24 protein-coding genes are annotated in these 20,616 nt (G+C 34.4%); 1 reads left to right on the top strand and 23 read right to left on the bottom strand.

All coding sequences use genetic code 11. The features are described from left to right. Window positions 1-2: 2 nt before the first annotated feature. From mgsA to HP569_RS01995, 3 genes are read right to left on the bottom strand one after another with little or no spacing between them, the layout of a single operon-like run. Entirely contained in the window at window positions 3-416 is a 414-nt protein-coding gene (gene mgsA / locus HP569_RS01985) for a methylglyoxal synthase (RefSeq protein WP_182199397.1), read from the bottom strand. 54 nt (window positions 417-470) lie between these two features. Then, the gene (dapB, locus tag HP569_RS01990; protein ID WP_182199398.1) at window positions 471-1,271 is read right to left on the bottom strand and encodes a 4-hydroxy-tetrahydrodipicolinate reductase; all 801 of its coding nucleotides are present in this window, start codon (window positions 1,269-1,271) and stop codon (window positions 471-473) included. Next, the gene (locus HP569_RS01995) at window positions 1,264-1,629 is read right to left on the bottom strand and encodes a nucleotide pyrophosphohydrolase (protein ID WP_246366868.1); all 366 of its coding nucleotides are present in this window, start codon (window positions 1,627-1,629) and stop codon (window positions 1,264-1,266) included. Before HP569_RS01995 ends, dapB begins: the two co-directional genes overlap by 8 nt. 187 nt (window positions 1,630-1,816) lie before the next feature. Between HP569_RS01995 and HP569_RS02000 the strand changes: the two genes are divergently transcribed. After that, the gene (locus HP569_RS02000) at window positions 1,817-2,692 is read left to right on the top strand and encodes a YitT family protein (RefSeq protein WP_182199399.1); all 876 of its coding nucleotides are present in this window, start codon (window positions 1,817-1,819) and stop codon (window positions 2,690-2,692) included. 304 nt (window positions 2,693-2,996) lie between these two features. On the opposite strand, the gene HP569_RS02005 is transcribed toward HP569_RS02000, so the two are convergent. The 20 genes from HP569_RS02005 to HP569_RS02100 all read right to left on the bottom strand — a co-directional run bounded on the left by HP569_RS02005 (window position 2,997) and on the right by HP569_RS02100 (window position 20,595). After that, on the bottom strand, window positions 2,997-3,677 hold the full coding sequence (locus HP569_RS02005) for a zinc metallopeptidase (protein ID WP_182199400.1): 681 nt from the start codon (window positions 3,675-3,677) through the stop codon (window positions 2,997-2,999). A gap of 72 nt (window positions 3,678-3,749) precedes the next feature. Next, window positions 3,750-4,499: a sporulation protein YpjB gene (locus HP569_RS02010; RefSeq protein ID WP_182199401.1), complete on the bottom strand. Its 750-nt coding sequence runs from the start codon at window positions 4,497-4,499 to the stop codon at window positions 3,750-3,752. A gap of 61 nt (window positions 4,500-4,560) precedes the next feature. Further along, on the bottom strand, window positions 4,561-5,160 hold the full coding sequence (gene lhaT, locus HP569_RS02015) for a lipoprotein heptaprenylglyceryl N-acetyltransferase LhaT (protein ID WP_182199402.1): 600 nt from the start codon (window positions 5,158-5,160) through the stop codon (window positions 4,561-4,563). 104 nt (window positions 5,161-5,264) lie between these two features. Further along, on the bottom strand, window positions 5,265-5,819 hold the full coding sequence (locus HP569_RS02020; protein WP_182199403.1) for a ReoY family proteolytic degradation factor: 555 nt from the start codon (window positions 5,817-5,819) through the stop codon (window positions 5,265-5,267). 83 nt (window positions 5,820-5,902) lie between these two features. Beyond that, a complete protein-coding gene (locus tag HP569_RS02025; protein ID WP_182199404.1) occupies window positions 5,903-7,165 on the bottom strand; it encodes a tetratricopeptide repeat protein in 1,263 nt (420 codons plus the stop codon). 144 nt (window positions 7,166-7,309) lie between these two features. Beyond that, window positions 7,310-8,602: a 3-phosphoshikimate 1-carboxyvinyltransferase gene (gene aroA / locus HP569_RS02030; protein ID WP_246366870.1), complete on the bottom strand. Its 1,293-nt coding sequence runs from the start codon at window positions 8,600-8,602 to the stop codon at window positions 7,310-7,312. A gap of 13 nt (window positions 8,603-8,615) precedes the next feature. After that, entirely contained in the window at window positions 8,616-9,716 is a 1,101-nt protein-coding gene (locus tag HP569_RS02035) for a prephenate dehydrogenase (protein WP_182199406.1), read from the bottom strand. Next, window positions 9,713-10,819, bottom strand: a complete 1,107-nt coding sequence (gene hisC, locus HP569_RS02040) for a histidinol-phosphate transaminase (RefSeq protein ID WP_182199407.1) — start codon at window positions 10,817-10,819, stop codon at window positions 9,713-9,715. The genes HP569_RS02035 and hisC overlap by 4 nt, the downstream gene beginning before the upstream one ends. A gap of 13 nt (window positions 10,820-10,832) precedes the next feature. After that, window positions 10,833-11,198: a chorismate mutase gene (gene aroH, locus HP569_RS02045; protein ID WP_182199408.1), complete on the bottom strand. Its 366-nt coding sequence runs from the start codon at window positions 11,196-11,198 to the stop codon at window positions 10,833-10,835. Then, window positions 11,195-12,274, bottom strand: a complete 1,080-nt coding sequence (gene aroB / locus HP569_RS02050; RefSeq protein ID WP_182199409.1) for a 3-dehydroquinate synthase — start codon at window positions 12,272-12,274, stop codon at window positions 11,195-11,197. The genes aroH and aroB overlap by 4 nt, the downstream gene beginning before the upstream one ends. Next, complete coding sequence (aroC, locus tag HP569_RS02055) at window positions 12,274-13,437, bottom strand: chorismate synthase (protein WP_182199410.1); 1,164 nt, start codon at window positions 13,435-13,437, stop codon at window positions 12,274-12,276. Before aroC ends, aroB begins: the two co-directional genes overlap by 1 nt. Window positions 13,438-13,555: 118 nt before the next feature. Continuing rightward, a complete protein-coding gene (locus tag HP569_RS02060) occupies window positions 13,556-14,329 on the bottom strand; it encodes a CheR family methyltransferase (protein WP_182199411.1) in 774 nt (257 codons plus the stop codon). A 159-nt stretch (window positions 14,330-14,488) separates the two neighbouring features. Then, the gene (ndk, locus tag HP569_RS02065) at window positions 14,489-14,899 is read right to left on the bottom strand and encodes a nucleoside-diphosphate kinase (protein WP_182199412.1); all 411 of its coding nucleotides are present in this window, start codon (window positions 14,897-14,899) and stop codon (window positions 14,489-14,491) included. 33 nt (window positions 14,900-14,932) lie between these two features. Continuing rightward, window positions 14,933-15,901, bottom strand: a complete 969-nt coding sequence (gene hepT, locus HP569_RS02070) for a heptaprenyl diphosphate synthase component II (RefSeq protein ID WP_182199413.1) — start codon at window positions 15,899-15,901, stop codon at window positions 14,933-14,935. Window positions 15,902-15,938: 37 nt separating this feature from the next. Beyond that, window positions 15,939-16,661, bottom strand: a complete 723-nt coding sequence (locus HP569_RS02075) for a demethylmenaquinone methyltransferase (protein ID WP_182199414.1) — start codon at window positions 16,659-16,661, stop codon at window positions 15,939-15,941. A gap of 2 nt (window positions 16,662-16,663) precedes the next feature. After that, the gene (locus tag HP569_RS02080; protein ID WP_182199415.1) at window positions 16,664-17,449 is read right to left on the bottom strand and encodes a heptaprenyl diphosphate synthase component 1; all 786 of its coding nucleotides are present in this window, start codon (window positions 17,447-17,449) and stop codon (window positions 16,664-16,666) included. Between the two features lie 110 nt (window positions 17,450-17,559). After that, a complete protein-coding gene (gene mtrB, locus HP569_RS02085) occupies window positions 17,560-17,775 on the bottom strand; it encodes a trp RNA-binding attenuation protein MtrB (RefSeq protein ID WP_182199627.1) in 216 nt (71 codons plus the stop codon). An 85-nt stretch (window positions 17,776-17,860) separates the two neighbouring features. Continuing rightward, window positions 17,861-18,133: an HU family DNA-binding protein gene (locus HP569_RS02090; RefSeq protein ID WP_182199416.1), complete on the bottom strand. Its 273-nt coding sequence runs from the start codon at window positions 18,131-18,133 to the stop codon at window positions 17,861-17,863. 324 nt (window positions 18,134-18,457) lie between these two features. Continuing rightward, window positions 18,458-19,936 carry a stage IV sporulation protein A gene (gene spoIVA / locus HP569_RS02095; protein WP_182199417.1) on the bottom strand — a complete coding sequence of 493 codons (1,479 nt, stop codon included), beginning with the start codon at window positions 19,934-19,936 and terminating at the stop codon, window positions 18,458-18,460. A gap of 398 nt (window positions 19,937-20,334) precedes the next feature. Then, window positions 20,335-20,595: a stage VI sporulation protein F gene (locus HP569_RS02100; RefSeq protein WP_182199418.1), complete on the bottom strand. Its 261-nt coding sequence runs from the start codon at window positions 20,593-20,595 to the stop codon at window positions 20,335-20,337. Window positions 20,596-20,616: the final 21 nt, after the last annotated feature.

Below are 20,616 nucleotides of genomic sequence, written 5' to 3' on the forward strand. Positions count from 1 at the left end.
ATTCATTTTTCATTGTTATCACGATTAATCAATGTGCGCCACTCAAAGAATCCTGCTTCCAGTCCTCTAATCACAATTTCCGCACCCGCAAGGTTTGTTACTAATGGGATTTTGTAAACATCACACAGCCGCATCAACGCACTGATATCTGGTTCATGTGGCTGAGCTGTTAATGGATCCCTAAAGAATATAACTAGATCCATTTTATTCTCAGCAATTCTCGCACCGATTTGCTGGTCCCCACCTAATGGGCCGGATTGAAAGCGGAAAATATCTAATCCAGTCGCATCACTAATTTTCTCACCAGTTGTTCCTGTAGCAAACAATTGATGTTTATCCAAAATATGTTTATATGACATAGCAAATTCTATAATTGATTCTTTCTTTTTATCATGAGCAATAAGTGCAATATTCATAACAATTGTTCTCCTTCACTAATAAATTTTTAAAATGTTTTAAAAGAGAATAAATTATTCTAATAGATTTTCAAGTCCATATACTAAAACATCTAACTTCATCACGTGATCAATGGAGAATTTAATTCCTGACATAAATGACTCTCTATGAAATGAATCATGTTTGATGGTTAGGTTTTCGCCTGGCCCACCAAAAATAACTTCTTGATGTGCAACTAATCCAGGTAAGCGAAGGCTATGTATCCGCATGCCATCATAATCTGCGCCTCTTGCTCCTTCAATCGTTTCTTTTTCATTTGGATGTCCTTGTACTTTGCTTGTTCTTTCTTGTCGAATAAGCTCTGCTGTTTTCACAGCTGTTCCTGATGGAGCATCTAACTTTTGGTCATGGTGTTTTTCAATAATTTCAACATCTGGAAAATACTTAGCTGCCCACTTTGAAAATTCCATCATCAATACTGCGCCAATTGCAAAGTTTGGTGCAATCACTGCACCAATCTGCTTTTCTTCAGCAAGATCAGTTAATTCTTGTAATTGTTCTTTTGTAAAACCTGTTGTACCAACAACTGGACGAATCCCATATTCAATGGCAGCTTTAGTATGCTGATATCCTACTTCTGGTGCTGTTAAATCAATTAATACATCAGCTTCAACTGCTTGGAAGCATGTGTCAATATCTGTGTATATTGTTGCATTAAAGTCAGGCAATCCAGGGACTTCGTTTACCTTTAATCCGTCATTTTCCATATCTAAGCACGCAACTAATGTAAGATCATCATGCTTTTTTATCATTCTTAGTGCTTCACTACCCATTTTCCCTCGTGGTCCAGCCACAATTACTTTTATATTAGTCATTCTTTTCACACTCCTGTTCTTTTTTCGTCCACCTGTCTTTATCTCTTGTTTCGATCTTTGTCATAGATTGGTCAAATGCATCAGCTAAATCAATATTTAATGAATTTGCGAATGAAAGCATAACAAAAAATAAATCTCCTAGCTCTGCTTCAATCGAATTTTCTTCTTCATTTGATTTCTTTGGTTTTTCACCGTATGTATGATTAATTTCTCTAGCAAGCTCGCCAATCTCTTCAGTAAATCGAGCAAGCATACTAAGCGGGCTAAAGTAACCCTCTTCAAATTGAGAAATATAATTATCTACTCTTTGTTGCATTGCTTGTACATCATTATACATATTTTTATCATCTTTGAGCATATATTTACACCTTCTATCAAACAGTAATGAATAATTAACGTACTTTTATGTTAGCGAAAACTACTGCTTTTGACAAATTTTTTAGTTAATTTATTTCAAAAATAGCTTTTTAAGCTTAAATTGTATTGTTTCTAAGTATTCAATTAACTATAATAGTATGGATAGTTTTTTATTGGAGGGTAGTTTAATGCGTAAATTTGATATTAAAATCAAAAATATTATTTTTATTTTATTTGGATCAGCCATTTTCTCTTTTGGTATTGTTCATTTTAATATGCAGCACAATTTAGGTGAAGGTGGGTTTACCGGAATCACACTGCTATTTTACTTTCTATGGGAATGGGATCCTGCAATCTTAAATATTATCTTAAATATCCCTACATTTGTTTTAGGATGGAAGTTTCTAGGGCGAAATACATTTGTATATACAATTATCGGAACTGTTGCTGTATCTGTATTTTTGTATTTGTTTCAAATTAACCCATATCAATTACATCTAGAGCAGGACATGACATTAGTAGCGTTATATGCAGGTGCTACTATTGGTGTTGGATTAGGAATAATATTTAGATATGGCGGCACTACTGGTGGTGTTGATATCATCGCACGACTTGCATTCAAATATGCTGGCTGGAGTATGGGAAAAACAATGTTTCTATTTGATGCCGTTGTTATAGCGACATCTATTTTTACCTATCTAGAGTTAGTGGAAGGAATGTATACATTAGTTGCAGTTTATTTAGCCGCTCGAGTAATTGACTTTATGCAAGAAGGCGCTTATTCAGCAAGAGGTACGACGATTATATCAAATGCTAGCCACGAGATATCAGAGAAGATTTTAAAAGAAATGGGTCGTGGAGTAACAGTATTGCAAGGGAAAGGACGCTTTTCTGGAGAAAATAAAGAAGTACTATATTGTGTGGTAGGTCGAAACGAAATTGTTCGCTTAAAGGCAATTATTCATCAGATTGATCCACATGCATTTGTTGCTGTGTCAACAGTTCACGATGTACTAGGAGAAGGATTTACATTAGACGAAAATAAAAAACCATATCCAGATTAAAATAGAAAGAAAACGTGATAAAACTACATTTTTTAGTAGAAAATTAGAACTTTTATTTTAATTAAGAAGAACAAACACCGCTGTGGAAATATACTCTCTTTCCGCAGGCACGGCTTCAGCTAACTCATTAAAGCAAAAAACGCTTTAATGAGTGGATCTTCAGCTCGCGCTGTTCCTGCAGGAGTATCGTATATTTCCACAGCTAATTTATTTGCTAAAAAAAACGGATAATGATCCTCAAACAAGGTATTATCCGTTTTCTACCACTCTTTATTTAGTTTTGTCGCATTCTGTCACCTTTTAATTAATCATCATTTCCAAGAAACATTAATGCAAAGCGAATTAATTCCGCTAAAGCTACCATTGCTGCTGCAACATAAGTTAATGCTGCTGCATTTAGAACTTTCTTCGTATCGCGTTCTTCATTATTGTTAATCACACCAGATGATACTAATTGTGTCATTGCACGATTAGATGCATCAAATTCTACAGGTAAAGTAACTAATTGGAATAACACCGCAAAGGACATAAAGATAACACCTGCCATAGCTAATCCAGGCATACTAAGAATAAAACCTGCAAAAATGAGAATAAACGACATTTTATCTCCTAAATTTGCTAGCGGAAACAGTGAGTGTCGGAAACGTAAAAATGCATACGCTTGTTCATCTTGAATGGCATGTCCTACTTCGTGTGCTGCAATAGCTGAAGCTGCCATGGAGTGACCATGATAATTGTCACGAGATAGTCGAACAACTTTCTTACGAGGATCATAGTGATCAGAAAGCATCCCTCTCGTTTCTTCTATCGACACATGATACAGACCATTATCATCTAAAATCTGTCTGGCAACTTGTGCACCAGTCATAAATGATGATGTTGGTTTTTTTGAATACTTGCTATACGTGCTTTTGACTTTAGATTGCGCCCATAATGGAATAATCATTAATATCGCAATATAAATTAGGTAAGAACCTAATCCCATTTTCATACCTCCATGCGTAACTTACTTTCTTTATATAAGGTCAATTTTAGTCAAAAAAGACAACTTCGTCAACTAATAAGGTTGTTTTTGTTTTCGCTTTTTTTCCGCTTTATATTTCTTCCAAGCAACGTATGACAATGTAATAATTATTATTCCACCCACCATTAAAATTATCCAATAAAAGGTTAGCGGATCAGCTTCAGATGCAGGTGAATGAATATCAATTAATTGTGAATATTTAAAAACAGTTTCAGTATCCTCTTTTATATTTAAGGATTCTTTCCCCAAATTCGAGAACAAACGATCCAACTCTACAAAATCATCCTCATCCAAAGTAATTTGTAGTGCTGGTCTAAGCATTTGCCAATGAATCAATAGATCTTCTATTGCTTGTTGTGAGAAATCATCTGATTGTATAGTCGTTTCAAGTTTTTTATCTAATGCTTGTTTACTTTTTATCCATAAAGGAGATTCACTCTGCTCTATTGCATCAACAGTAATAACTAATGAACGTGCATGATTTACTTTATATTGATGTGTAATATCATCACGGTTAACAATTTCTAAGTTATGCCGAATTAATTCATTTATTGGTGACTGTTTTTCAGTGTCTAGTGTTTGTACCAGTTCTTCCATCTCATTAGCATGATCTTGTAGCCAACGCATTGCATGATCATACCTTTTTTCAGATACATAACGTTCGTAGGAATAAGAAACAGAAGAACTCTCTATCGCATTTGATACAGAAAGATAAACAAAACCCCATCCAATTACAACAATCATCGTGATAATATACAGCTTACTAATTATATTTCTATTCATAGAGCTCCCCTTCTCTCATCAGTTCTCTATTAAATGTATGAGAAAGGGGACAAGCTTATAACTAATAATTCAAATATGTTATGGAAGTATTTTTTCGTACAGTTAGAAAATAAGTTAAACCAATTGAAAAGATGCTAAGCCAAAAAGTGAAATATCCAATTTGATCCATATAGACGCTCAATGATCCATAATGTGGCATCATGTCAAATACATAGTCAATCACATCATTATGTAATGTCCAAATTGCTGCAACAACTAAGTGTCGCATTTTAATTCGATAAAAAGGTGCATACAATAAGCCTTGGATTGCCATCGCACCGTGTGAAGCAATTAACATATAACCTTGCCAAGAAAGCGTTCCTTCAACCATTAACAATAAAACGTTCATTACCACTGCCCATGTACCATATTTAAATAACGTTACTATGGCAAGCGCTTCAATATAAGGGATATGACGACCAATAATAAAGCAGGCTAAAAAGATAGTGAAAAACAGACTAGCTGTTGGACTATCAGGAACAAACAGCAAAAATTTCGTTGGTGTGACAGATAACTGCCCTTCATACCATATGTATCCATATATCGTTCCAGCTAAATTTACAATAAATAATAGGATTAAAAAAGTTTTATCTTGCAGCAGTTGTTTGATATTTACAATCATTTTATTCTCCCCACTTACAACAAGGATCCCTGATCATGACATCGCAGGGATCCTCTATCATCTGTATTTAAAAGTACATTTGTTTTCAAAATAAACCATTACAATTAATCTTCTGTAGGATATGTTAATTTCTCTAATTGAGTCGCGTACTGCTTAAATAAGTCTTCATCTTTCTGGTCTAAAGCCTGATTTATTTTTTGATTTAGATACTTCTTTTGTGCTTCATACAATGTATATTCTAACACGTCTTTCGCTAATTTTCTCTCATGCTTTGTAATGAAAAAATCATCAGGTAAATATGGATTATCTTCTAAAACAGCTACATAATTAGCATTTTGATGCGCATTTTCAAAACTTAACTGAATATAGATTGGCTCCGTACGGTTTAATCGTATATCATGAAAGGATTTTTCTGCATCTGTTGTAACGATATGATTTTTATAGAATCGAAATGGTACATCGTTAGAACAATGGGTAGAGATAACAATCCCTCGTGGGCAATATCTAGCTTCACGAATAAAATGAACCTGAGCAAGTAATGCTTCATGATTCGTTAAATAATTTAAAATCCAAACACTTTCTCTTTTTTTCAATTGATAATGTTGCAAAAACCATTTGATAAACGTTTTTTTATCTTGCACTGAAATAGACGTATTCAAATTGATCCCTCCTAAACGAACGATAGGAAAGCAATACACAAGATGCACCATTCAACTTTACTTTAAGTATCCCATTAAATGCTTTAATAGTCGATAGTTTCTTTTAATCGTCCAACATATTCTTCTATTTCAATATCACTTGGGTCTATCTTTAAATATCGATCCAATACATTAATTGCTTCTCGTTGCCTCCCTTCTTCTACAAGGAAATAACCGTATGCTTTTAAGAAGTCTAAATCGTCCTTAAATGTATTATATGCTTCTTGGTAAGATTCTAATGCTTTTGCAAAAGATTCTTCTTCTTCATATGCTTTAGCTAGTTCCCAAAGATAATATCCATCTTCCTCACCTAGTTCTATAATATGTGTTAGTAAATCAATTATTGACTCAAAATTTTGATCTTGCTTATAATTTTCAATTAAGAATAAAACGGCTTCTTTAAATCCTGGATCAATACTAACCGCTTCCTTCGCTAATTGATAGCCTTCTTCCATATGTCCAAGCTTTCTGGCTAAGGAACCAGCTAATAGATATAATTCTTTGTTTAATTCATCAACTGCTAAGCCAGTTTTAGCTGTTTCATAAGCTTCCTTCAATCTTCCTTCTTCCTCATATGTTTCTGCTAAATAGAAATAAACAGATTGATAATCAGGATCAATTTCAATTACTTGTTCCCATGATTGAATAGAAATATCAGAGCGATTCGCTTTTTTAGCAATAAAACCATAACGGAACAATACTTCCACATTATCTGTTTCCACTTTTTCATAGTATGTTAATGCTTTTTCAAATTCACCAACTGCTGCTAAGCACTCTCCTAAGCGAACAGGGATTTCAACTTCTGCAAAAACCTCTTGTTGTTGGTAAACTTTTTCATAATAAGGGATCGCTTTTTGATATTCGCCATTAGACAACGATAGTTCACCTAGGGCAAAATCAATTAGTATCTCAGATGGATCTAATTGTTTTGCTTCTAATAATTTTTGTTCAGACACTTCAAACAACCCTTGTGTTTGATATAAATCGGCCAGCTGTATAAGAACTGCCAAATAATCTTCATCTGTGGGATTAAAACGATTTAATAACTCAATTGCTTCTTGGTCTTCCTCTAAATCTATATGAATATCAGCAAGCATTAATTTCAATTCTGATTCCTCTGGATACTGCTGTATTAAACCTAAAAGTATCATTTTTGCTTCTTCTAACATTCCCCATTGTTGATATAATTGCGCAATGGTATATCTTTCTTCTTCATTCGCAACTGGTAAATATTCTTCCAACACTTCCATAGCTTCTTCTGTTTTCTGTTGCTCCATAAGATCAACAGCACGAGACAGTTCTTCCATCTACTCAAACATCCTTTCAAGATACGTTCCATTAATTAATATATCGTTTCTATCATATCTAACTTTTTTTGATAGTTCAATTTTAACAAACAAAAAACACCTTTCTAATCATTCGCAAAAAATTTATAGAAAAGTGTTTTTTGTTTATTTTTGTTGTATATTCGCTAAATCTGAAAAGAAGGATGGATAAGAGATGTTAATACATTCCGGATCAATCAATTGCGTGTCCTCTTTAGTAATTAAAGAAGCAATTGCAATCATCATTCCAATCCGATGATCACCATATGAGTTACCAACCCCACCTGATAGTGAAGTATCACCATCAATAATCATTCCATCTTCAGTTGCTTGAATAGTAGCTCCTAAGCCTTGTAATGTATCCACAACCGATTGAATACGATCTGATTCTTTATATCGTAACTCCTCTGCATCACGGATAACTGTTTTTCCATTCGCTTGTGTAGCTAATAGCGCTACTATTGGTATTTCATCAATCATTCGCGGTATCAAGTCACCATCTATTTCTATACCGTTTAACTTAGACGATTCAATAGTAATCGAACCAATGATTTCCCCACCTATATGACGTTCTTCTTTCACTTCAATCGATGCACCCATTTTCTTTAACACATCAATGATTCCAGTCCGCGTATGATTTAAACCGACGTCATTTATGGTCAGTTTACTGTTCGGCACGATCGCAGCTGCAACTAAGAAAAAGGCAGCTGATGATATATCTCCAGGAACATCAATCGTTGTTCCTTCTAATGATTGATTTGCAGGGATGGTGATTGTTGTTTGATCTACGTTTATTTCTCCACCAAATGCTTGTAACATGTTTTCCGTATGATCTCGAGTTTTCGTAGATTCAATAACTGTTGTATTACTATCTCCAAAAAGCCCAGCTAAAAGAACGGCAGATTTTACTTGCGCACTTTTGACAGGTGGAATGAAACTAATCGATTCAAGTGCACCTCCCCTAATAGAAATAGGTAAATACTTTCCGTTTTCACGACCATCTATTTTTGCTCCCATTTGCCTTAATGGTCGAACGACCCGATCCATTGGACGATTTGTGAGAGAATCATCACCAAATAAGGTGACGTGGAATGGTAAACCTGCTAATACACCCAATAATAATCGAGCAGTTGTACCAGAATTCCCTAAATCGATTGGCTGTTTCGGCTCCACGAAACCATTTACACCTTTACTATCAATGATTACATGTGCGCCATTTTTTTGAATAGATACACCCATCGCTCTAAATGCATCAATCGTTCGCAAGCAATCTTCACCATCCAAAAAGTTTGACACTACTGTTCTCCCTTTTGATAATGAACCAAATATAATGGATCGGTGTGAAATTGATTTGTCGCCTGGTACAGTCAAATTACCTTCTATTGGTGATTGAATCGCATGTAATGTTTTTTTAGTCAATACATTAACCCCCTTACTCTTGAAGCATTGTTTCATAACCATTTTTAATTAATAGACGATGCGCTTCTAATTGTTGTTCTTGCGTCATTAAACTTAATCGAAGAACACCGGTGATTCCTTCACGAATTTCTAGAATTTCAATATTTTTTATACTTATATCGTTTTCGGCTAATAAGGAGACAACTTTTAATAAAGCGCCTGTTTGGTCAAAAATATCAACATATACATCGTAAAAAGATGGAATAGCCCCTTTTTTCTTTGCATCTAATCCATCACGATATTCTCTTGCCTGCTCTAAATAATGATACATGGATACTTTATCATCAGTTTGAAGAAGGTTTTGCAATTCCTTCATTTCATTAATCCAATCTTTCAATAAGCGGTTAATAATTGTTTTATTTTGAAAGAATATATCCTGCCACATCGATGGATTACTAGATGCAATGCGTGTAATATCTCGAAAGCCACCCGCTGCTAAGTTTGGTATTCGATCATGTTTTCTCTGCCATTTTTTGGCTTGATGAACCAAAGAAGATGCGATCAGATGTGGAAAATGAGAGATTACACTTGTCATTTCATCATGTTCTGTTGGATGTAATTCTAAAAAAGAACATTTGGTTCCAGCCAACAATCGTTTTAATTCTTCCACTTTTTCTTGGCTTACCTGTGTATCCGTAGTAAGAATATAAATTGCGTTCTCAAATAAATGCTCTTTCGCAGCATGGATTCCCTTTTTGTGTGACCCAGCCATTGGATGTCCACCAATAAATGTAACATTTGATTGTGTTATTTCTTTAGCTGCATCCATAATTGGTTGTTTAACAGAAGAAACATCGGTAACTAATAACGGTTTAGCTACATCAATATTCTTTAAGTGATGAATAAGCTCAACCGTTTTAGAAACAGGAGCTGCTAAAATGCAATAGTCTGCGTTAAATACTGCTTCAGAAAAGTTCGTTGATACCTCATCAACTATTCCGTGCAATAAAGCATAATCAAGTGTTTTTGTATTCGTATCATAACCGATTAGTTTATAGTTTGTTTGTTTCTTAATATTAATAGCTAAAGAGCCACCAATTAAACCTAGTCCAGCTACAACGACTGTTTTACTCATATTTGTTCCTCTTTAGATAAAGAAGAAAGATACGCGGCCAATAGGTCTCGTAATTCATTCATATCTTCTTGCTCACCAATTGTAATACGAACGCCTTTTGGATGTCCTAATGCTTCTCCTGAACGCACGATAAATCCTTTTTTCAGCAAATGCTCAAATAAAGCGTCACCGGTAGTAGGTAATTTAACAAAAACAAAATTGGCTTCTGAATCATAATATTTCAAGCCCAAGTCGTCTAAATAGCTAAAAAATTGTTGTTTATTCTTATTAGTTGTATCAACTGAATTTTGTAAAAATTCAGTATCCTCTAGAGCTATTAATGCCGCTTGTTGTGCAACTCTTGTTGTATTAAAAGGTCCTCTAGTAATGTTAAGTAGATTAGCAACAGATTCTGAAGCGACACCATAACCGATGCGCAAACCGGCAAGCCCGTATGCTTTTGAAAAAGTTCTTAATACAATTAAGTTTGGATATTGCTTTATTAAATTTATTGATTCTGGAGCATCTGAAGTCGTCACATATTCATAATAAGCTTCATCCACTACTACTAACACATTCTCAGGACAATTTTTCATAAAGTAATGTAATGAAACATCGTTAATTAAACACCCCGTTGGATTATTAGGCGTACACAACCAAACCACTTTTGTATCAGAATCAATTGCCTCTAGCATCGCCTGCAAATTATGGTAGCCGTTTTGTAGTGGTATTTCTTTAACTAAAGCACCTTGTATGAGAGCATTGTGCTTATATTGAGGAAAAGTTGGTTCTGCTATAATTGTATTATTTCCAGGTTCCAAATACGTACGGCAAATAATATCGACCACTTCATCTGATCCACATCCAAATATTAGCTGATCTTTATCTATACTGTGAATCTCTGCTAATCTTTCTCTTAGCTCCGTTGCATAACCGTCTGGATACAGTTCTAAGTTTGTCGATAAATTTGGTAGTGCTTGTTTTACTTTATCTGAAAAACCAAAAGGATTTTCATTTGAAGCTAGTTTTATAATCCGATTTAGCCCATATTCTTTTTTCACATCTTCAATTTGTTTTCCAGGCTTATATGGCTTCATTTGGTTTAGTACTTCTTTCGCTTTCATACTAACGCTCCCATCACTTATTCATTAAATCTGGTCTAAGTTTTGTTGCCTCATGATGATAGATATGTTGAATGTCTGATTGTTTAATAATTGTATTAACGGTAATCATTACCCTAATACAGTTTTGTAAACTACCAGGCACATCGATTTCTTGCATACACATTACAGGAACGTAATTCCAACCAGATAAATTGCGTATAGATTGTGCAGGAAAAGCTGCATTTAGTTCTGCAGTTACAGAAACGAAAACAGATGCAACATTTTCAGGATCAATTTTATTTTTTTGAATCATTTCAATAACAAGTTCTTTTGTATTTGATAAAATCTCATCTTTATCATTGTTAATTACAGTTGTTGCTCCTCTAATACCACGTATCACTTCTCCACCAACTCTCGCATAAAAATTTCTAATATTTGCGTTAAATCACGATCATCGACAGCTTCAACTGTAGGTGAACCTATTGATTTTAATAGCACCATCTGAATACGATGATTTTTTGTTTTCTTATCCTTTTTCATGCGACTAATTAACTTGGAAACTTGAAGCGGTGGTAATGCAGTAGGATACTGATTTTTCTTAAGCCAATTTAATAATGCATCATAAGGAAGTGAAGTATCATAAACATGTTCACTGACGCGAAATGCATATAACATTCCTATTGCAACAGCTTCTCCATGTGTAATTTCACCATATCCAAGTTCAGCTTCAAGCGCGTGTCCTAATGTGTGACCAAAGTTTAAAAATTGTCGTACGTTCGACTCCTTTTCGTCTTGTTCAACAATAGCGGCTTTCACAGAAATTCCTTTCATTAGATGTTGCATCAACTCGTGATCATTTACTCGTTTAGTAACATCAACCTCTTGGATCTCTTTCCAAAAAGGAGAACTGTGAATAAGACTATGTTTAACAATCTCAGCGTAGCCGGATCGCAACTCTTTTAATGGAATCGTATGCAATGTTTCAATATCATAAATTACTGCTTGAGGCGGATAAAAGTTACCGATTAAGTTTTTGCCTTCAGTATGATTGATAGCTACTTTACCCCCAACACTACTATCGTGGGCTAAAACCGTAGTTGGCATTTGGATATAATCCACTCCACGCATATAAGTTGAAGCAACAAAGCCAGCCAAATCGCCAATCATCCCCCCACCAAGAGCAATAATTAAACCTTGACGATCTAAACCAGATTGAATCGCTTCTGTCATAATATCATAATAGACTTGGATACTTTTTGAACTTTCGCCAGCAGGAACAATCGTATAATGCACAGTGTACTCGGGCTCTAAAGCAGATACAACATCTTGTAAATATAAGTCTGCTACATTACTATCCGTAATAACAAATACACTACTGTAATCCGATTGAATAAACTGATTTACATTAAACCTTAACCGGTTACCGATCGATACCTCATAATTATTTGTACTTGTTTGAATAGAAATTGTCTCCATTAAAAGCACCTTATCTCTTCACGATATGCTTCCATTGCTTCTTGTAATTTAGGAAACTGATCATGTGGAAATTGTTCAAGTATTGCTTTAGCTACTTCAAATGCGACAACATGCTCCATGACAACCGCAGCAGCTGGTACAGCACAAGAATCTGAACGTTCAATACTTGCATTAAACGGTTCCTTTGTATCAATATCTACGCTTTGTAGTGGTTTGTATAATGTCGGTATTGGCTTCATTACACCTTTTACTACAATTGGCATACCTGTTGTCATTCCACCTTCAAAGCCACCTAATCGATTTGTTTTTCGATAATAACCTGTTTCTTCGTTCCAAGCAATTTCATCATGTACTTGGCTTCCATTTCTTCTCGCCGCTTCAAAACCAATGCCAAATTCAACACCTTTAAACGCGTTGATACTTTGAACAGCTCCAGCAATTCTTGCGTCTAACTTCCGATCATAATGCACATAAGAACCTACACCGGCAGGCATACCTGTAACAATAACTTCACATACACCACCAATAGAATCACCGTCTTTTTTGGCCTTATCAATCGCATCCATCATTTTCTTACCAGCTTCTTCGTCTAAGCAGCGAACTGGAGATGCTTCAGAAATTTCTATTTTTTCTTGAATAGAATAGTCTTTCTCTTCTGCCGTAATACCAGCAATCTCGTTTACATAACCTACTATTTCAATTCCTAAATGATGAAGTAATGTTTTAGCAACTGCACCAGCAGCAACGCGAACAGTTGTTTCTCTTGCAGATGAACGTTCCAGAATATTACGCATATCCCGATGCCCATACTTCATTGCACCATTTAAATCTGCATGACCTGGTCTTGGACGAGTTACTGTTCTACGTATTTTCTTGTCGGGTTCAACCGGATCTTCTCCCATTATATCTTCCCAATGCTTGAAGTCATCATTATGCACCACTAAGGCAATTGGGGAGCCTAAAGTATATCCATGTCTTACACCACCAGCTATGTCTACTAAATCTTTCTCTATTTGCATTCGTTTACCACGACCGTGTCCTTTTTGTCGTCGCAGTAATGATTCATTAATATTATCACTAGTTAATGGCATCAACGCGGGAATGCCCTCTATTATTGTCGTTAATTGTTTCCCATGCGATTCTCCAGCTGTTAAATAACGCATTACAATCCCCCCAGATAAATTTATTTTTGTATTACTATATCATACCTTTCGCATTCTGTGTGCAGCAAATTAATAGATTATTCAATTTTTTCGAAAATTAACACAAAATAATTGATCTTTAGTTCGTTTTTTGATAGAAAAATGTATCCATGATTTTAAAACCATACTTATCTGGGGTGAAAATTTGTTCAGTACTGCCAACGAAAAAGACACCATTTGGATTTAAAGATTGATTAAAGTTATGATAAATTTTGTCTTTTGCTTCTTCTGTAAAATAAATTAATACATTTCGACATACAATTAAATCAAAATTTTTCGGGTATGGATCAGATAAAAGATTATGCTTTTTAAAAGTTATCGCCTTTTTTAATTTGTCATCAATTACAAACTCTGTACCTTGTTTAACAAAGAACTTATCTTTCAGCTCTTGTGGAACTTCTTTTAACGCTCTTTCTGAATAAACACCTTTTTTAGCACGTTCCAATATTTTCTCGTCTAGATCTGTTGCAATAATTGTTACTTTTGATAAATCAACATACTGACTAAGCATCATTGCTAATGTATAAGGTTCATCACCAGTTGAACATGCCGCACTCCAAATTCTTATGCTTTCACTTTTATTTAACAATTGAGGTAAGATTTTTTTCTCTAAAACATCCCATCTTGCTGAATTGCGGTAAAATTCAGAAACATTAATTGTCATTTTATCTAAGAATTCATCCATTAACGCTTTATCAGCTACTAATGCTTTATAATATGAACTAAATGTGTTGAATCCCTTTTTATCTCTAAGTGAAGTTAGACGACGTTTCATTTGGACTTCTTTATATGAAGAAAGGTCAATCCCTGTTTTGTTTTTAATTGATTGAGTGAATGCTTGATAATCGCTCATTAATATTCCCCTTACCATAATTTATTCATATATATGTTGATTGCTGAAAATAAAGGTGATTTGTAACTCCTATTTATATTGAATCATATTGAAAACGGCGCAAGTGATTTACCTACGCCGCAAAAAAGTTAAAATTAATATTTATAACTTAACTCCTATTTATTCAAAACGAGTATTGAAAAAAAGTTCTATTTCTCTTAAAGCGTTTTCTTTAGAATCTGAACCATGTACAACATTCGTACTAATGCTACTACCAAAATCGGCACGAATTGTTCCTGGTTCCGCTTTTTTGGGATCGGTTGCACCAATTAATTTTCGTGCTTCTTCAATAATATTCTCTCCCTGCCAAACCATTGGCACAACAGGACCTGAAGTTATAAATGATACTAAGTCAGGGAAAAAATCTCTATCTTTATGTGCTTCATAATGTTTTTCTGCAAGTTCAGGTTTAATTGTTGTTACAGAAGCTTGTAGTAATTTATAACCCTTTTCTTCAAATCGTGCAATTACTTGTCCAATTACACCATTTTCAACACCATCTGGTTTGACCATAATAAAAGTTTGTTCCATTTTATTCATTCATCTCCTAGCAATAAATTATAGTTAAATTTTTCGCTTACCAATATAATTAGTAATCTCTTCAAAGGTTTGTTTAGCCTTAATATTAGGTAAGGATTCAATTACTTCTGTTGCTTTATTCAAATATTGGTTACTAATATGATAAGATTTCTCTATCGCGTCCGATTTTTTTATATATGTAATAAGTGGATCAATCTGAGCTTTCTCAATTGTGTCATGCGAAAAAACTTCCATCAATTGATTATAAAATGACTCATCCTGCATAGCAATCAATGTCGGTAATGTAATATTACCTTGAATAAGATCACTTCCTGCTGGTTTTCCTAATTGCTTTGAAGAACCAGTGAAATCTAATATATCATCAATAATTTGATAAGACATCCCAATATTATAACCATATTGTTTTAACTTCTTTTCGTATTCCAATGAGGCATTTGAAGCAATTGCTCCTAATTGACAGCTCGAAGAAATCAGTAAAGCTGTTTTTCGCTTGATTCTTCTAAGATAATGTCGTAAATGTTGATCAAAATTATACTTATCTTTAATTTGTTCAATCTCACCTACAGTTAAATCAATCATCGTTTTCGCTAAAATTTGATGTGCACGAGGATTGTCTAGATGTGCTAAGTACTCTAGTGACCTTGCAAAGATATAATCACCTGTGTACATAGCGGTTTGGTTATTCCATTTTGCTTTAACAGTAGGTTTACCACGTCTCAGTTTAGAATCATCAATCACATCATCATGAACTAAAGATGCCATATGAATCAATTCCAAAGAAACAGCTACAGCTTTTAATTTGGATATATTATAATCACCAAATTGACCCGCTAGCAATACAAAAATTGGGCGTAGTCTTTTCCCCCCTGCCTTTAGTAATTGGGTGGAAGCCTCATTCAATATCGGATGCTTTGCCTGAATTGTATCTTCTAACGCCTGCTCAATTAACTGCAAATCAGGCTTTAAATAAGAATATGTCATTGCTAGTTTCATTATCTATTTCACCTTTGAATTTGTTATTCTCGCTCTATTATTTCTTACTATTAACTTTCTTCTCACCCATATGCATCGCAGCAACTCCGCCTGTAAAGCTTTTCACCTCAACAGACGAAAGACCCGCATCTTCAAACATTTTCTTCAGTTTTATTTTATCTGGAAAAGTTTTTGCAGATTCATGTAACCACGCATATTCCTTATAGCTTTTAGCTAAAAATCTTCCGAAAGTTGGCATGATAAACTTAAAATAAAAATAATATAATTGACGAAAAACTGGCAAAGTTGGTTGAGAGGTTTCAAGACAAACCACTTTTCCACCTGGTTTTACTACTCTGGCCATTTCGTTTAATACTTGTTGGAAATCAGGAACATTTCGAAGACCAAACCCTATAGTAACAAAATCAAACGAGTTAGATTCAAACGGTAATTGCATTGCATTACCTTGGATAAAAGATAATTGAGGCTGAATTTGTTCTGTGTGCTTATCTTTGGCTACGGATAACATATTCTCGCTGAAATCCAAACCAATTACTTTACCTGATCGCCCAGTCTTTTCAGCTAATGCATACGTCCAATCCCCTGTTCCACAACAGACATCAAGTGCAGATGAGCCTCTACTCACTTTCATTTTTTTCATTACGTCTTTTCGCCAAACTTTATGTTGATTAAAAGAAATAATAGAGTTCATGAAGTCATAGCGATCATATATTTTTTCGAACACATGGTGTACACGTTCTTCTTTTGATTGTTCTTTCATTCTTACCCTTCTTCCGTTGATAACATGTAATGATTGTAGTCCACCGTAAAAAAGGACTGTGCGTAAGTAATTAAAAACTGAAATTGCTCAGGGATTTGATAAAAAAGATCCTTGGATAATGAAAAATGCTTACGTATGTCTGGTTCTATTGCTTGGTTAGAGAGTAATTGATCTTTACTTAAATGTTCCGTAAATTGCTCAATTCGATCTGATGGCTTATTTGTTTCGACTGACATTTGTTCTCTAAGCAATCTTCTTGTTAATAGCCACTCTTCTGCAAAAGTGTTGATTGAATGATTATTCATATGATTAGCTACTCGAACAATTAGCATAGATTCCAATGACTTTATTCGATCAATCCACTGCTGGACAGATTGATTCTCATCATAAAGCATGGACATTTTTATTTCATTTATCTCTTTGATCGCTGACGCCAATGTCGCAATCATGGTAATGTCTTCAAGTTTAGCGAGTATATAATAATACAAACCACTAAAGTAATCACCGGCTAAGACGGTTAATTGTCTACTTTTCGTTGTCTGTTTTGATTCAAAGTCATGTTTTTCTGAAACTAAATCATGCGTATCTAACGCTATTTGTACTAGCATCGTTGTTATAATGTAGCTTTTCTTTTCTTTATCTGTATAAGATGTTTGTTCTACTAAGTTATATAATATTACAAGCTTATCATTATTAATTACTGGTTTTTTAATAAATTGTTTTAAGTATGGATGTTGAAGTTTTTCTTCTAACTCTACTTGTATGCTCTTAAATGATAAGTCTGACATGGGACCACCTAAATCCTTTCTCCAAAAACCATACCGAAACCAAAAAATTCATTAAAATTAGTATAACATAAGTTATTTTATTTTGCTTTTTGTATGTATCCAGTAATTCATTATTGATCGTTTCGCATTTGTCCAACACTTGATTCAATAACAGCTTTTCCTTTAATTTTAATAGCTGACGTATGCTCTGTAAATTGGACAACAAGCATCTCATGCTGATCAAGCTTTTCTGCGTGATGAAACTTTGTATCTGTTCCGCGAGTTAACCCAATTACTTGCACACCATTTTCTAAAGCTTTAACAATAAAAAAATCACCTTGCGACATCTCTTTCATAAGATATAACCTCCTTTTTTTTAGTAATAGAAAAAGGGTGCATTATGCACCCTTTTTCGCGCCCATATGTAAATGTTTATTTTACACTATCTTTAAGGGCTTTACCTGGTTTGAACGCAGGTACTTTGCTAGCTGGAATTTCAATTTCAGCACCTGTTTGAGGGTTACGACCCTTACGAGCAGCACGTTCACGTACTTCGAAATTACCGAAACCGATTAGTTGTACTTTTTCACCGTCTTTTAGTGAATCCATGATAGTTTCAAAAACTGAATCTACAGCTTTTGTTGCATCTTTTTTGGATAGCTCGCTTTTCTCAGCGACTGCATTAATTAAATCTGTCTTGTTCATGATATTCACCTCCTCCCAAAATCAATTACCTTTGAAGTGTTCGAACTTAAACGATAACTACCTTTTTAAAAGATAGTCCATATACTTCCAATCACCAATTAAATGATGACAAGGCTTATAATAAACGACTTTTCCTTTAAATTCAACAAAAAATAGCAAAATTTATAACAATTTGTTCTTTTGTCCTAGTTAGAACGTGTAAATCTTGCTAATTTCACTTGAATAGTACCACAACAAAACAATCATTGCAAGTGTTTACAAAACTTGATAAATTAGGTTTCTTCATTTTTTAGACAAACAAAAAACGACTTGTTAAACAAGTCGTTAAAGAATGATTGCGATTAGGCCACCTGATCCCTCATTAATAATTCGTTCTAGGGTTTCTTTTAATTTATACCTCGCATTCTCAGGCATTAATGATAACTTCCCTTGAATACCCTCTCTCACGATAGAACTAAGTGATCTTCCAAAGATATCAGACTGCCAAATGGATAGTGGATCTTCTTCAAAGTCTTGCATTAAATACCTTACTAATTCCTCACTCTGTTTCTCCGTGCCGATGATTGGTGAGAATTCAGATTCCACTTCTACCTTAATCATATGGATAGATGGTGCAACAGCTTTTAGCCTAACACCAAAACGTGCTCCTTGACGAATGATTTCTGGTTCATCTAGACGCATATCATTAATTGTAGGTGCGGCTACGCCATAGCCCGTTTGCTTAACCATTTGCAATGCATCAGCTATTTGATCATACTCTCTTTTTGCTTCAGCAAAATCTTGCATTAGCTGTAACAAATGATCTTTCCCTCTAATTTCTTCGCCAACAATTTCTTTTAACACTTGGTCATATAAGTAATCTGGAGCTTCTAAGTCAATTTCAGCAACACCTTCACCCATTTGAATCCCAGCTATTTTAGCTTGGTCAATATAATCATAATCATCAAAATGGCCAACGACACGATCTACATCACGCAAGCGTTTAATATCTTTGACTGTTTCTTGAATAGCTAATTGATAATTTTCTCTAAGCCAATGTTCTTCATTTAAAACCATTACCCAGCTAGGTAAATTCACATTAACTTCTAATACCGGGAACTCATATAAGGCTTCTCTTAACACGTTATATACATCATGTTCTCGCATATTCTCTACACTCATAGACAAGACAGGAATGTCATACGCTTCTGCTAACTCTTGTCTTAAAAGCTCTGTATCTTGGTGATATGGTTGCGTAGAGTTTATGACCATTATAAATGGTTTACCTACTTCTCTTAATTCCTCTACAACTCTTTCCTCTGCCTCTAGATATTCTTCTCTAGGGATATCACCAATTGTCCCATCGGTTGTAACAACTACTCCCATTGTAGAATGTTCTTGTATAACCTTTCTAGTGCCAATTTCAGCAGCCTCATGAAATGGGATGGATTCCTCATACCATGGTGTATGAATCATCCTTGGGCCATTCTCGTCTTCAAAACCTTGCGCACCATTTACTGCATACCCTACACAATCGACTAAACGAACATTGACATCTAATCCCTCATCTACTTGTACACTTACAGCTTGATTTGGAACAAACTTTGGCTCAGTTGTCATGATCGTTTTACCGGCTGCACTCTGAGGCAGCTCATCTTGCGCCCGTACTCGCTCGCTTTCATCAGTAATGTTAGGTAAAACAACTTTTTCCATAAATTTTTTAATGAAAGTTGACTTACCTGTACGTACGGCTCCTACCACTCCTAAATAGATATCACCATTTGTTCGTTTAGAAATGTCCTTAAAAATATCAACTCTTTCCAAGTGATCCCCTCCTGATCTATTAACACCTTTCACGATTACGAATCTTTGACAGTTTCATTCTATGACATTGTCCCATTAAAATATGACTTAATCACAAGAAAAACTTCTTAAATCCAACAATCATTATTAACTTCAAGAAAATAACGCTAATATGTTACAACCTTTCTTCAATAGTTATGCATTAAAAAGATAGAATAGAATGGAGTGAGATAATTTTCTAAAAAATATTGTATTTTATAATTGAAAACAATTGTTATAAGAAAACAAAAAAAGAGATAAAGGATTGACCTCTATCTCGGTATGACTAAATAATACCCAAAGCACCCCTAATATAAATGCCTGTGCTCTGTATTTTATGCGAATTCTGGAATGTTTGTATCCTCATTTGCCCAATTCGGTTACTTTTTAAATAATTGTCCTAATGCGTTTATATCCTTAGGTACATTATTTTTAGTAATGGATTGAACGAGTTTATCTTCTTTTTCTTTTGATATTGGTTTGTTTGCCATTTTAGCAAGTTGTTTTACTAAGTTTCGAACAGTTTTTTCATTGGAAAAATCAGCATTTTGAACTGAATTTGCAACTTTTAAAATTTGATCAGGGCTAATATTTGAATTCTTCGAAATTTGATCAAACATGTTTTTTTGAAAATCGCTCACACGCTCTCCTCCTTGACTAAT

It is taken from the genome of Paraliobacillus salinarum (genome assembly GCF_014083865.1).
GTDB lineage: Bacteria > Bacillota > Bacilli > Bacillales > Amphibacillaceae > Paraliobacillus > Paraliobacillus salinarum.

Coding starts and splice junctions, on each gene's coding strand:
- mgsA (WP_182199397.1), bottom strand. CDS start 416: ATGAATATTGCACTTATTGCTCATGATAAAAAGAAAGAATCAATTATA.
- hepT (WP_182199413.1), bottom strand. CDS start 15,901: ATGAAACTAGCAATGACATATTCTTATTTAAAGCCTGATTTGCAGTTA.
- HP569_RS02060 (WP_182199411.1), bottom strand. CDS start 14,329: ATGAGCGATTATCAAGCATTCACTCAATCAATTAAAAACAAAACAGGG.
- HP569_RS02000 (WP_182199399.1), top strand. CDS start 1,817: ATGCGTAAATTTGATATTAAAATCAAAAATATTATTTTTATTTTATTT.
- HP569_RS02080 (WP_182199415.1), bottom strand. CDS start 17,449: ATGTCAGACTTATCATTTAAGAGCATACAAGTAGAGTTAGAAGAAAAA.
- aroB (WP_182199409.1), bottom strand. CDS start 12,274: ATGGAGACAATTTCTATTCAAACAAGTACAAATAATTATGAGGTATCG.
- HP569_RS01995 (WP_246366868.1), bottom strand. CDS start 1,629: ATGCTCAAAGATGATAAAAATATGTATAATGATGTACAAGCAATGCAA.
- HP569_RS02035 (WP_182199406.1), bottom strand. CDS start 9,716: ATGAGTAAAACAGTCGTTGTAGCTGGACTAGGTTTAATTGGTGGCTCT.
- HP569_RS02075 (WP_182199414.1), bottom strand. CDS start 16,661: ATGAAAGAACAATCAAAAGAAGAACGTGTACACCATGTGTTCGAAAAA.
- mtrB (WP_182199627.1), bottom strand. CDS start 17,775: ATGTCGCAAGGTGATTTTTTTATTGTTAAAGCTTTAGAAAATGGTGTG.
- HP569_RS02005 (WP_182199400.1), bottom strand. CDS start 3,677: ATGGGATTAGGTTCTTACCTAATTTATATTGCGATATTAATGATTATT.
- HP569_RS02025 (WP_182199404.1), bottom strand. CDS start 7,165: ATGGAAGAACTGTCTCGTGCTGTTGATCTTATGGAGCAACAGAAAACA.
- lhaT (WP_182199402.1), bottom strand. CDS start 5,160: ATGATTGTAAATATCAAACAACTGCTGCAAGATAAAACTTTTTTAATC.
- hisC (WP_182199407.1), bottom strand. CDS start 10,819: ATGAAAGCGAAAGAAGTACTAAACCAAATGAAGCCATATAAGCCTGGA.
- ndk (WP_182199412.1), bottom strand. CDS start 14,899: ATGGAACAAACTTTTATTATGGTCAAACCAGATGGTGTTGAAAATGGT.
- dapB (WP_182199398.1), bottom strand. CDS start 1,271: ATGACTAATATAAAAGTAATTGTGGCTGGACCACGAGGGAAAATGGGT.
- HP569_RS02090 (WP_182199416.1), bottom strand. CDS start 18,133: ATGAACAAGACAGATTTAATTAATGCAGTCGCTGAGAAAAGCGAGCTA.
- HP569_RS02010 (WP_182199401.1), bottom strand. CDS start 4,499: ATGAATAGAAATATAATTAGTAAGCTGTATATTATCACGATGATTGTT.
- aroC (WP_182199410.1), bottom strand. CDS start 13,437: ATGCGTTATTTAACAGCTGGAGAATCGCATGGGAAACAATTAACGACA.